Origin of the sequence: Puia sp., from assembly GCF_035546395.1 — a bacterium.
In the GTDB taxonomy this organism is placed as follows: domain Bacteria; phylum Bacteroidota; class Bacteroidia; order Chitinophagales; family Chitinophagaceae; genus Puia.
Genome location: NZ_DASZXR010000016.1, coordinates 368,224 through 380,547, shown reverse-complemented (window position 1 = coordinate 380,547; position 12,324 = coordinate 368,224). Strand labels below are relative to the sequence as shown.

The 12,324-nt window shown below is 51.9% G+C and carries 13 protein-coding genes; 5 read left to right on the top strand and 8 right to left on the bottom strand.

The window, feature by feature from the left end; genetic code table 11:
• Positions 1-70 precede the first annotated feature (70 nt).
• From VHE34_RS22750 to VHE34_RS22735, 4 genes are all read left to right on the top strand, one after another.
• Positions 71-955 carry an NAD(P)H-binding protein gene (locus VHE34_RS22750; RefSeq protein ID WP_325592201.1) on the top strand — a complete coding sequence of 295 codons (885 nt, stop codon included), beginning with the start codon at positions 71-73 and terminating at the stop codon, positions 953-955.
• A 54-nt stretch (positions 956-1,009) separates the two neighbouring features.
• The gene (locus VHE34_RS22745; protein ID WP_325592199.1) at positions 1,010-1,660 is read left to right on the top strand and encodes a DUF6624 domain-containing protein; all 651 of its coding nucleotides are present in this window, start codon (positions 1,010-1,012) and stop codon (positions 1,658-1,660) included.
• Between the two features lie 101 nt (positions 1,661-1,761).
• Entirely contained in the window at positions 1,762-2,052 is a 291-nt protein-coding gene (locus VHE34_RS22740) for a metalloregulator ArsR/SmtB family transcription factor (RefSeq protein ID WP_325592197.1), read from the top strand.
• Between the two features lie 67 nt (positions 2,053-2,119).
• A complete protein-coding gene (locus VHE34_RS22735) occupies positions 2,120-3,394 on the top strand; it encodes an MFS transporter (protein ID WP_325592195.1) in 1,275 nt (424 codons plus the stop codon).
• Here the strand turns inward: VHE34_RS22735 and VHE34_RS22730 are convergent.
• The 5 genes from VHE34_RS22730 to VHE34_RS22715 all read right to left on the bottom strand — a co-directional run bounded on the left by VHE34_RS22730 (position 3,351) and on the right by VHE34_RS22715 (position 5,503).
• A complete protein-coding gene (locus VHE34_RS22730; RefSeq protein WP_325592193.1) occupies positions 3,351-3,578 on the bottom strand; it encodes a hypothetical protein in 228 nt (75 codons plus the stop codon). The two genes, VHE34_RS22735 and VHE34_RS22730, sit on opposite strands and share 44 nt — an antisense overlap.
• A gap of 121 nt (positions 3,579-3,699) precedes the next feature.
• On the bottom strand, positions 3,700-4,548 hold the full coding sequence (locus VHE34_RS22725) for an NAD(P)-dependent oxidoreductase (protein WP_325592192.1): 849 nt from the start codon (positions 4,546-4,548) through the stop codon (positions 3,700-3,702).
• Positions 4,549-4,566: 18 nt separating this feature from the next.
• Positions 4,567-4,824, bottom strand: coding sequence for a hypothetical protein (locus VHE34_RS22720; RefSeq protein ID WP_325592190.1), 258 nt, complete (start codon positions 4,822-4,824; stop codon positions 4,567-4,569).
• A gap of 206 nt (positions 4,825-5,030) precedes the next feature.
• Positions 5,031-5,336, bottom strand: a complete 306-nt coding sequence (locus VHE34_RS31210) for a T9SS type A sorting domain-containing protein (protein ID WP_414709920.1) — start codon at positions 5,334-5,336, stop codon at positions 5,031-5,033.
• Entirely contained in the window at positions 5,333-5,503 is a 171-nt protein-coding gene (locus tag VHE34_RS22715; protein ID WP_325592188.1) for a hypothetical protein, read from the bottom strand. The genes VHE34_RS31210 and VHE34_RS22715 overlap by 4 nt, the downstream gene beginning before the upstream one ends.
• A 58-nt stretch (positions 5,504-5,561) precedes the next feature.
• On the opposite strand from VHE34_RS22715, the gene VHE34_RS22710 reads away from it, so the two are divergent.
• Positions 5,562-6,299, top strand: a complete 738-nt coding sequence (locus tag VHE34_RS22710) for a LuxR C-terminal-related transcriptional regulator (RefSeq protein ID WP_325592187.1) — start codon at positions 5,562-5,564, stop codon at positions 6,297-6,299.
• Between the two features lie 274 nt (positions 6,300-6,573).
• Here the strand turns inward: VHE34_RS22710 and VHE34_RS22705 are convergent, their stop codons facing one another.
• The 3 genes from VHE34_RS22705 to VHE34_RS22695 are packed head-to-tail and all read right to left on the bottom strand — an operon-like array spanning position 6,574 to position 12,264.
• A complete protein-coding gene (locus VHE34_RS22705; RefSeq protein WP_325592185.1) occupies positions 6,574-9,780 on the bottom strand; it encodes an efflux RND transporter permease subunit in 3,207 nt (1,068 codons plus the stop codon).
• A gap of 41 nt (positions 9,781-9,821) precedes the next feature.
• Positions 9,822-10,922, bottom strand: coding sequence for an efflux RND transporter periplasmic adaptor subunit (locus tag VHE34_RS22700; protein WP_325592183.1), 1,101 nt, complete (start codon positions 10,920-10,922; stop codon positions 9,822-9,824).
• Positions 10,923-10,944: 22 nt separating this feature from the next.
• Positions 10,945-12,264, bottom strand: coding sequence for a TolC family protein (locus VHE34_RS22695; protein WP_325592181.1), 1,320 nt, complete (start codon positions 12,262-12,264; stop codon positions 10,945-10,947).
• Positions 12,265-12,324 lie beyond the last annotated feature (60 nt).

Genomic DNA, 12,324 nt, shown 5'->3' with positions numbered 1-12,324 from the left:
TTACTTTGGGGTAGGTACTATCGAAATATATAGTAAAGGTATAGCTTTGCCTCAGCAAAACAAAACAAGTATGAAATACATTCTTCTGGGGTCCCTGGGACATATCACCAAACCCCTCGCTCAGCAACTGATAGCAAAAGGTCATCAAGTGACGATCGTCAGCAGCCAGGCTGCAAAGGCAGCGGAGATCACTTCGCTTGGCGCCACACCCGCCATCGGCTCGGTCGAAGACATCGACTTTCTCTCTGCCACCTTTAAAGGCGCGGACGCCGCTTATCTCATGATCCCGCCCAAGCTCGATGCAAATCCCTGGAAGGAGTGGATCGGCGGGGTAGGCCGGAAATACGCCCAGGCGGTGAAAGCTTCGGGGATGAAGAAGCTGGTCTTTCTCAGCAGCATCGGGGCCGATAAACCCGACGGCGTGGGGCCGGTATCCGGCATCCATCTCGCGGAGGAAGCCCTCAAGACCCTCAGCGGGGTAGACGTCCTCTTCCTGCGCCCCGCATACTTCTATTTCAATCTCTTTGCGGTCATAGGGCTGATCAAACAGGCCGGGATCTATGGCAACAACTTTGGTCCCGACCGGAAGATAGTCATGGTTCATCCCCGGGATATCGCTGCTGTGGCGGCGGAAGAATTGCTCCATCTCTCCTTTAAAGGCGTTAGCGTACGGTATATCGCGGGGGACGAGCGCAACAGCAGGGACATCGCTGCCGTCCTTGGCGCCGCCATCGGTAAGCCCGAGTTGCCCTATGTTCCCTTCAGTGATGAAGACACGGAAAAGGGGATGATCGCCGCCGGTCTCCCCGAAGAGGTGGCAAAGAACTATACCGAAATGGGGGTCGCGGCCCGCACGGGGATCATGTTCGAGGATTATCAGAAGCACCGGCCGGCCCTGTCGCCGACGCAGTTGGAGGATTTTGCAAAGGAATTCGCGGCGGTTTATAACAGTTGATAAAAAACGGCCGGCTCCATACGAGCCGGCCGTAACTTTAGGGAAAGAACCTCCATGAGAAAAATTCTTCTCCTGCCGTTTATATTCTTACCGGTCATTCTTTTCGCACAGGGCCAACACACGCTTATGGATACCCTCCGGGCGCAGTTGGAGATCGTCTTCAAGGCCGACCAACAATACCGGCTGCCCCTGGAGGGAATGGCAAAAAAATATGGCTGGAACTCCCACCAGGTAGACAGCCTCTATGAAGGCATGTCTATCCGGGACTCGATCGATCTGGGCATCGTCACCCATATCCTCGACACCTATGGATGGATCGGCACCGATAGCATCGGACCCTCGGGCAGCACTACTCTCTGGGTCGTCATCCAGCACGCTGATCCCGATGTCCAGAAAAAATACCTGCCCATGATGCGCACCGCCGTCGCGCAGGGTAGGGCCCATGCCAACGAACTCGCCTACCTGGAAGATCGGGTAGCCCTCGAAGAAGGCAGAAAACAAACCTATGGCACTCAATTCCAGCTGAATAAGAAGACCAATAAATATATTATCGCGCCCATCGAAGACGAACCCAATGTCGACCGGCGCCGCGCTGCTATCGGCCTCGAGCCGCTGGAGGATTATGCCCGCGACGCCGGCATCGCCTACAAACTACCGGCCTCACCTCCCGCGAAGCCCGCCCAGGGACCCGATAAGAATCCCTGACCGAACGTCGGTGGTTAATGCTATTAATCTGATAATCAATGCAAAATAAAATGTCGGATAAATGACGTTGTCATATCGAAGTTTGTCGATACATTTGCTGCGTGAATTCAAAACTAGATACCAAACGATTGGAGCGCATGTGTAAAGCCCTCGGCGACCCGTATCGCATCAAGATGTTGGAGTACATCCGGCAGAACGCCGATTGGACCCAGTGTACGGCGATCACGGAAAGCTTTAACCTCGCCCAGTCTACCGTATCCCATCACCTGAAACAATTGGTCGACGTCGATCTTCTTCAGTCCGAAAAGGAGGGCCGATGCACCAAGTACCGTATCAATGACGAAGCTTTTGCGGACTATGTCGAGTATCTCAAATGCTTCCAAAAGGCGTGACCTTTTTTTTCGAATAACCAATCGATATATTTCGCTTTATCGAATAATTAAATTAAAAATTAAGATAATGAGACTGATAAAAGAAAAGAACCGTGGGATCGCAACCGTCTTATCGTTCGCGCTTATCCCACTGACCGGACTGGCTACGGATGTTTATCTCCCTTCTCTCCCTTCCATGGCGGCCGATCTGCATGTCAGCGCCGGCGCCATCCAAAGCAGCCTGCTGGTGTTCCTGATCAGCGCGGGCCTGAGCCAACTGTTCGTGGGAAGTATCCTCGATAGCTTTGGCCGCTACAGGATCACCATCGGCGCCCTGCTGCTCTTCTCCCTTGCCAGCTTTGTGATCGCCAACACCGATAGCATCGCTGTATTGTTCGCGATGCGGGCGGTTCACGGGATCACGGTCGCCATCATCGTCGTGTCCAAACGTGCTTATTTCCTGGATACTTTCGATGGTGAAAAATTAAAGAACTACACCAGCCTCTTCTCGATCGTCTGGGCCACGGCGCCGATCGTCGCTCCATTCGTCGGAGGTTATTTACAGACGGCCTTCGGCTGGCATGGCAGCTTTTACTTCCTGGGTTTTTATACGCTTACTGTGCTGGCTCTCGACCTGGTCTTCGGCGGCGAATCGCTGAAACGGTTCAGTCCTTTCCGGCCTGCCGCCATCCTTAACACCTATGGCAGTATGCTTCGGACGAAAGACTACGGCATGGCGCTGGCCATCATCGGCCTCAGCTACAGCCTGCTCATGATCTATGGCATGACCTCGCCGTTCATTATCGAGCATATCTATCACTATAGCCCCATCATCACCGGCTACAGTTCCCTGCTCTCCGGCGTGGCCCTGATGGCCGGCGGTATCATCTCCAAATCCATTATCCACAAACCGCTGGACAGGAAGGTCCCTGTCGCCATGGGCGTGCAGATGCTCGTGGCCGCGGGCATGATCGCCGTGTCGACCCTTTACCTGTCGAATATCTATACCCTGCTCGTCTTTGTGATGTTGCTGAACGTCGGTGCGGGCTTTATCTTCAATAACCTGTTCTCCTATGCCCTCGGCCGTTTCCATGGTCATGGCGGTATCGTGAGCGGTCTTACCGGCGGGACTCTCTTTGTCATCACCTCCATCTTCAGTTATGGCAGCGTAAATGTGTTCTCGATCAGGAATCAGCCGGCCCTGGCGGTCGCCTACCTCGTCTTCGTGCTGCTCGGCGTGATCGCTTTCATGCTGTTCCAGCGGTATCGCTACCGCGGCACCGCAACCCTCGCCGGTAACGAACACGCAGCGGCCGTAACTACCGCTGCCCCGGTTGTTGCCGAAGCAATGTATACTCACTAGGATCGATATCCACCAGCGCATAGTGGTGGATCGCATCGATCTTCATTTCATCGAGGATCGACACCGCGTTCTTGTAGGAAGCGTCCTTTGAAGGTTTCAGGATGACTTGAAAGAATGTGCTGTCGGTCCTTCTTTTTTTATCCAGCAGCACCGTTCGGATCCCGTGGAAATCACTTTCCTGCATGTTGGTTGGATCATCCCCTTCCGGACCCCACGGCCTTTTTTATGGCCGCCGGCGGAGACATCGAGTTGTGCCATAAGTATTGCTTTCCGCTAAGACGCTCCGCCGGCCCCTTTCCATAATCTTATTTGGGCACCGAGTCTTTGGCGATGACCGTCCAGTCATCACCTCCATGCCCCTGCGCAATATATTCGTCCATCTTCCCGGCAATTGCCGGAATGATGGTCAGACTTCCTTTGTCGGCCGCCTCGATCATCAGTCGTGCGTCTTTTCTCGCCATGCTCAACTCCCAGGAAGGGCTGTTGTAACTGCCCGAGGTCATCCGTTTCAGCCGTGCCGGCACCATGCCTGCGGGATTCCAGGTCTCGAATAATTTATAGACTTCGTCCATCGTCACATCGGTGCTTTTTGCGAAGGCAAGCGTGTCCGCGAGGCCGCCGGTAAGGGTGATCAGGAACAGGTTGCCGAGCAGCTTCATCGAGGCCGCTTTTCCGGTCTCCGGCCCGAAATTCAGCACCTTGCCCGTCATCTTGGCCAGGGCAGGCTCTACCCGCGCTACGACGGCCGGGTCGCCCGACACCAGCATCGTCCCCGTGCTCTCCAGGGCGTTGGGCGGGCCCATGAATACCGGGGCATGCACATAGGTAAATCCTTTCTTTGCCCAGGCCTTTGTCCGATCGATCGCGCCCTGCGCCGAAGTGGTGGTATGATCGATGATCGTCGCACCCGCCTTCAGGCCGGGTTCAGCCATCGCCAGCACCTCGTCGACCGAGGCGTCATCTTTTAGGGTGAGATGGATGGTATCCGCGCCTTTTACCGCATCCGCTACCGCGCCAAACGCTTTCGCGCCATATTGTTCCAATGCCGTCGCCTTTGCAGGCGTCCGGTTCCATACCTGCACTTTTTCCCCTTTATTGATCATGGCCCTGACAAAATTGGACCCCAGCAAGCCCATGCCCAGAAATGCTATCATATACTTTTTTGGGTAAAGTTAGGCAAAAGCCCGCATCGCCGCGATCAGCCAATCGCTGAGGCGTTCGCCGGCTGCCAGGACGAGTTCATAGGGACGGTGCCGATCGATGATCCATTTGCCGCGGTCGCAGAAAAAATTGCCGAAGAAGGTTCCGTTCAATACTACCGCATAGCTTTTGGGAAGGCCGTCCTCATGGCGTTCTTTGGACGGCTCGGCCCAGCCGGCGTAGGCGATGCCCAGATGGGAAAATTGAAGCGGTATGGAGGATTTGATCATAATGGCTTTTTGGACTTTCTAATCCAAAAAGCGTTCCATTGGCTCATTCCCTTGCTTTAAGCAGAGCGCATCCTGCAAAATGGGGAACCTATGCCCCAAAAAAGAAATCGCCCTTTGTCTCTAACCATAATTGCCGCTCAAAAAAATGCCTGGACACCGAAAGAAAAGGCGCCAGGCATGTGTTATAGAGGCGAGGGTAAAAATTCTTATTTCGTTTTGATGACTTTTTTGATCGTCGAATTCCCACTTTTATCGGTAATTCTTAAAAAGTATATCCCTGGAGGATAGTTGCCGATATCGATGCGGCTTCCGCTGCCAACATCGGAGAATTGCCGTAGGAGCACCCCCGACGGGTTGAAGAGCGAGACAGCCGTCATTGGGTCCCCGGTGTCATCAGTTATACATATATTATCCCTTGCCGGGATGGGCAAAACGGTGATAGTGTGCACTGATTCGAACGTCACAGTTTTTACGTCGCTGTAGACAGGCTTGCTGTCGTAATCGGATGTCATTTTGATTCGGTAATAGCCGATGCCATTGGCGGGTTCTTGTAATCATAAGTGAAGCTGCCGGGACCATTGTAATCTGCGGAGACCCCGATCGTATCGAGGCTCTGCCACGTATAGCCGTCGCGGCTGAATTGGACATCGAAGTCACAATGCGCGGCTGGTTGTGTCATGTTCCAGTTCAACTTTACGCCCGCGTTGTTTTTTGTCGCGGAAAAATCCTGAAAGTTGTTGGACAAGACAAGACAAACCAGATCATCCGTCGAACAAAGCCGTACGCCATCGAGGATGGCCTGGCTGCTGGGATATACCGCACCGGCCGGCAGCCCTCCGGGATTACCCACAGGCGCCTGGAGATTGGACATCCATGCAGGAGCCGCCGTCGCAACCACATCTTCGAGTGCTCCCGGCCCTGTAAAAGTGATCGGAACATCGACTGTCGCCGCCCCGGAGGTCGGCGCCGAAAAAGTCATCCTGAAGTCGCATACGATGCTGGCGGAGTACGGGTACGATGAAAGAAACCCCATACCTATGGTGCTGGAATACCGGATACAGCATGCCGACGGGGAATGGATATGGATACGGGATACCAAATATTTCATCTCTTTTGGTGAGAAGGGCATCGATAAGATCGTGGGGAAGTTCGAACGAATAGGCCCCGCACAGCTTACAGATGCCTACCTTAGGAAGTGGTTTGAAGACAACAGGTCGTGCACCCGACTGCTGGATTTTGCGCTGGCCAACAAAGTTGCGTCCTCAACCATTTCCCCCAAAACGCCCAGATTGACGAATCGTGAGAAGGAGATACTGCGCCTTATCGGAGACGGTTTTTCGACGAAGATGATCGCCGACAAGCGCAACATCAGCATAAACACAGTTGAGACGCATCGCCGGCGCCTGCTGGCCAAGCTGGAAGTAAGTAACTCAATGCAACTGATCAAGGAAGCCTCCAGAATAATCGGGCTATAGCAGGACCGCTTTGAACACCTGCCGACGTCCCAACAGACGGAGTCCGTGTGCTCTGTGCACCGACATGTTTGCGGATCGGTCGAACGAATGAAGTCGGGATGTCCCCGCGCCGACCAATGATGTAATTGACAAGGAGGCTGCCCCCTTCATACTCCGACCCAGGAAATATCGGAGTACGGTGCACCTGCGGGGGAGCCTCCTTGTCGTACTGAAATAAGCTACCTGGCCAAAGCCGGTCATTCTTCCGGCGCCCTGGTCCCGGCTTTTGCCGGGGCTATTCTACTTGCCTTAGTTTGAGCTTATTGGAACGGGTTAACAGCCGGAAGCAGAGCAGCGGAACTACCAGCAATGTCAGGAACGTGGACGTGATCGTTCCTCCCATCAGCGAAATGGCCAGTCCCTGGAAAATGGGATCAAACAAAATGATCACCGAACCCAACACAACCGCGCCTGCCGTCAATAAGATAGGCGTGGTTCTTACCGCCCCTGCTTCTACGATCGCCTCCTTTAGCGAAAGCCCTTCTTCCAATCGCATGTTCAGGAAATCAACGAGTAAGATCGAATTTCTGACCATTACGCCTGCCAGCGCAATAAAGCCGACCAGGGAAGGAGCCGTAAAATATGCGCCCAGGATCCAGTGGCCAAATACAATTCCGATAAGGGACAGTGGAATGGCAGCGAGCATTATCAACGGCGTTACGAAATTCTGGAACCATCCTACAATAAGCAAATAGATGAAAAATACCGCAACGCCAAAGGCGATCCCCAGGTCACGAAATGCATCAAACGTGATCTGCCATTCTCCGTCCCATTTCACTGTATAATTGTCTTCATTGCCTGGCTGGTGGGTGTATTCCTCGCTGATTGTATAGCCCGCTGGAAGTTGCATCTTCTTTATGCTGTCTGAGATTTGCGTGATAGCGTAAATAGGGCTCTCCGACTGCCCGGCCATGTCGGCGGTGACATATACGACCCGTTTTTGATCTTTTCGGTAGATACTCTTTTCCTTTACTCTTCTGGTAACCGTTACCAGGTCGCCCACCGATATCGTATTTCCCTGTTGACCGACTACCTTCAGACTCCTGAGCTCTTCAAGATTTGACTTGGCGGCATCGCTCAACTGTAACTTGATATTCTCCTGGCTGAATGAAGCGGGCTGGTGCAGTGTTCCCGCCACCTCGCCCGACATGGCCGCATTCAAGTTGGCTACAATCTGACCGGGTGAAACGCCGTAGCGCATCGCCTTGTCTTTGTTTATCTCAAAATGATATTCGCTCTGATCGTCTTCCACGTACCAGTCGATATCCACCACGTCTTTCGTTGCGTGGAAAAGCCGTTTTACCTTCTGAGCGACATCCAACTGTCCAGTATAGTCAGGACCGTAAACCTCCGCCACCAAGGTGGACAGTACCGGAGGACCGGGCGGAAGTTCAACCAGTTTTGCGTTGGCATTGTACTTCCGGGCAATGGATTGGACAGCATCCCTCATTCTTTTGACGATTGCATGGCTTTGTTCTCGTCTGTCTTTCTTATCCGTTAGATTCACCTGGACATCGGCAACATTGTCACCTCTACGTATATCGTAATGACGGATCAAACCATTGAAGCTGATGGGCGCCGCGGTTCCTGCGTAAACCTGGTAATTCCGCACCATCGGTTCATCGGAAACATAAGCAGCTATTTCTTTTGCCGCCGCCAGCGTTTTCTCCAGCGTGGTTCCTTCGGGCATGTCGACGACGACCTGAAATTCGTTCTTATTGTCGAATGGAAGCATCTTCATTACCACAGCCTTTGTATAAAACATTGCCATTGAAGCCAATAAGGCAACCACGGTGCCCAGCATAAAAACCCAGCGCTTCCACCGTTTTTCCAGCAGGGGACCAATTAACGAACGGTATAGCCTAAAGGTCCTGGTTTGCTCCACCGGTTTTGCAACCTCGTGCATTCCCTTTTTTCGGAGGAAGATGCATCCAAGATATGGCGTCAACGTCAGCGCCACCAGCAGGGAGCACAACATGGCAATTGAGGCGCCGACGGGCATTGGTCCCATGTATGGTCCCATTAGCCCCGTTACGAAAGCCATTGGTAATACTGCGGCTATAACCGTGAACGTTGCAAGAATGGTCGGGTTACCGACTTCATTGATGGCAAAAATTGCCGCGTCTTTAAAGGACAGGCGCCTTGCCATAAAATGCCGGTGCATGTTTTCCGCGATGATGATGGAATCGTCCACCACGATCCCGGTGATGAACACCAGTGCAAAAAGGGTGATACGGTTCAGCGTATAGTGCATCAGGTAATAGGCAAACAAGGTCAATGCAAATGTCACCGGGACAGAAAGAAATACGACCAGACCGCCCCTCCACCCCATCGCCAGCATAACAAACAAGGTTACGGCTACAATAGAAATGAATAGATGGAACAATAACCCCGATACCTTTTCCGATGCGGTTTCCCCATAGTTGCGGGTAACCGTCACCTGAAGGTCCGAAGGCAAAAGGTGCTTTTTGAGATGATCGATTTTGGCGAGGATCTCATCGGAAAGCTGCATGGCGTCTGCGCCCTTCTTTTTGGCGATGGTTATCGTAATGGCAGGGTATGTTGCGCCAAACTTCTTCTGTAATGCCGGATCGGCCTTGCCGTATCCGAATTGCACGTACTGGTCGGGCGTTTCAAGCCCTTCCGATACTTTGCCTAACTGCCTGAGGTAGACCGGCTGACCGCCGTTTGTACCGACAATGACATTCGCGACGTCTTCGGCGGTAGTTAAGAAATTCCCGGTTTCCACCGAAAAAGCAGTATCATTCTTTAATAGCGTCCCAGAAAGCAGTTGACTGTTATTTGCCTGCAGATGGTTAGCCACCGCCAGGAAATCGAGATGATTTTCCGCCATTTTTGTCTTATCCAGCACCACTTTCACCTCGCGACTCCGTCCACCGATGATATTGATCGAGGCTACGTCGTTGATCTTCTTAATTTCGGTGGTCAGCGCTTCACCCAACTGTTTCAATTCATAATCGCTATGCTTATCGCTCCAGAGCGTCAATCCAAGAACGGGCACGTCATCGATGGCACGGGCCTTTATCAGAGGCATCGTAACTCCAAGCGGCATCTTATCCATATTTTTCAACAGCTCGTCATACAGCTTCACCATGGATCGCTCGACATCCTGCCCTACATAAAACTGTACGATCAGCATGGCGCGTCCCTGCATGGAAGTTGAATACACATGTTCGACCCCTTTCACATTTGAGACGATCTTTTCCAACGGGGCGGTCAATTTTGTTTCTACCTCCTTCGGTTCAGCGCCCGGGAAACCAACAAATATATCTGCTACCGGAACATCTATCTGAGGCTCTTCTTCCTTTGGAATCAGCACAGTGCTGAATCCTCCGATGACCAAAAAGGCAATCATCAGCAGGATGGTCAGCTTTGAACTGATAAATGCCTGCGCTATTTTTCCGGACAATCCTTGTTTCATAAACTTGTTTGAGTAATTCAATTATTTTGGTTGGCTGGACCTCATGGGGTACTTTCTTTCAATACTACCGGTGTTCCATTGAATAACCTGCCCTCCGCCGAACGGATGAATTTCTCATCTTTGGCAAGGCCGGAAATGACTTCTACTTTATCGCCATAGGTTCTTCCCAGTCGAAGCCATCTAAGCGAGGCGGTGTTTTGCGCGCTGACGGTGTAAAGGCCGGTAAGGTCGTCACGGCTCACAAGAGACGTCAGCGGGACTAAAACCACCCCGTCTTCGGATGGATGCATTGTTTTCCGTTGAATCCGGACGTTGACATACATTCCTGCATAGAGTCCTGTTTCGGCGTAGCCCGGAATACTGATCTTGACGGTATATTGTCCGCCGGTGAATTGGGAGGAGGGATTGAGCTGGATGACCTTTCCAGGGAAGGTCTTTCCGGTCGATTCGACCTGTACGGTAGCGGAATCGTCCAGATGAACGTTGCTGATATCGGATTCCGAAACAGTTGCAGATACCTGCAGAACGCCGGTCTTCTCGACCGTAAGGATTGGCGATCCGGGGTTGGCGATGCTTCCCACCTCGGCCATTTTCTGCGTTACGACGCCCGAAAATGGCGCTGTCAAACGGGCATAGGAAAGAGAGGCCTTTACTTCGCTGGACATTTGTTTGGCTGCATCGAGGCGCGCTTTGGCGGAATTCAATTGCAGCGCCGCCATGTCTGCCTCTTTGGCAGTTGCGCTTTGTTGTTGGTATAATTTGCTGAAACGGACATAATCCTTCTGTGCGGTTTCGTAGGCTGCCTGCGCTTCGTCGATCATGGCCAATGTTTGGGCGTTTTTAGCCCGGATATCCTCATCGCCAATGGTGGCTAGTAATTCGCCCTCCCTGACTTTGTCTCCCACTTTCACATTAATACTGGTGATACGACCCATCACCCTTGTGCTTATATTGGTCGTCACTACCGCCTCTATGTGTCCACTGGCCAGGATTTGATCCCGTCCACCGAAGGCGGCTGTTGCCACCGTGACGGGTACGGGTTTTTCGCCGATTTCGCTCGTTTGCCCTTTTCCACCCGAACAAGAGGTGAGGGCCGCAGTCGCAATGAAGAGAGCCGGAGCCCATAATTTTCCTGTAAGCATATTGATCAATTTGAAAATGGAGTTAATATGTTTTTGTAGTCAAGAATCGTAAGTAGACGGTTGCCAGATTATAATTAAACACCGCTTCCACCGCTGAAAGTTGCTGTTGCGAAAGCTGCGTATGCGCCATAAGTACATCATTTGTCGTCACCAATCCCTGCGCGTATCGGTTTTGCAAAACGCGAAGCGCTTCCGATGCCTGGGCAATTCCCATTTGTTGCTGCCGGAGAGAGAAAACGGCATCCGACAATTGACGTTTGGCATGAGCGAGCTGCGCCTCCGCCTCAGTTTTTGCCTTGTCTAATTGCCTGGCCAGTTTGTCTTTTTCGAGGCTTTGTTGCGCGATCATATTTTTTGTGCCGTTCCCGTTGAAAAGCTTCCAGGATAAATTTATGCCGATGATATAAGAGTTGGAATTGAAACTCAAAAAGGCCTTGTCATTCTGTTGAAATGATCCAAAGGCGTTCAACCTGGGCAGATAGCTGTTTTTAGCGGAACTTATCATTTTGTCATACGCTTCTATCCCTTTTTCCAATGCCCTGAAATCCGGGCGGTCGTCGGTAATTTTCAGGCTATTGATGGGCGGCGCCAATTCCTGCTTGATGGGATCGGTTGTGTAAACCGTTCCTATCGGTTTACCCATCAGTATGCTGAGATGGTCGGACGCATCACGGATGTTGGAGCGGGAATTGTTCAATTGGGTCTCCGCACTCGTTACATGCAGCTCCGCGTTCAACAAGTCCGATCTCTGTATCAGGCCCTGTTCGAAGTAATGCTTGGAAGTTTGATAGATTGCTTTTGATGTGGCATGCGCTTCCTGTAAGACTTTGTCCACATCATATAGCATTTGTAATTGCAAATAGGCCTTTTCCGATTCAAAGGAAAGATATTCCGCAGTCCGTCGGGAGATGAACCGATACATTTCGATCTGTTTTCCGGCGGCCTTTCGCTCATTGATCCTGTCAAGGTTCACGAGCGGTTGCAGGAACTCGATCTTCGCGGAAAAATCGGTTGCCGGCGAAGGGTTATTCAGCAGCTTTGGATTGAAGTCCGCGGCGTCGATTAACCGTTGTTGCAACTTGAATCCGAACGCATTCAATGAGTTATCCGTTGCGACTGCCGCATACGACACCTCCACCTGGGGTAGAAATATTGCATCGGTCCGGCGAAATTTCGCTCTGGCAATCTGTTCATCCAGTTGCGACAACTTAGTCTCGTCGTTGTTTAAAGCAGAGGCGGAGATGGCTTCCTGCAGACTTAGATGCCGGCTGGAATCCTGCGATCTCGATGCATGGCTAATAAAAAAAACAATACATAGCGGTAGTAATCTCTTTTTCTTCATGCTTCTCAATTGAGGCGCAAAAATACCCTTGCGCCGCTTGCGGCGACCGTGACAAAAGTC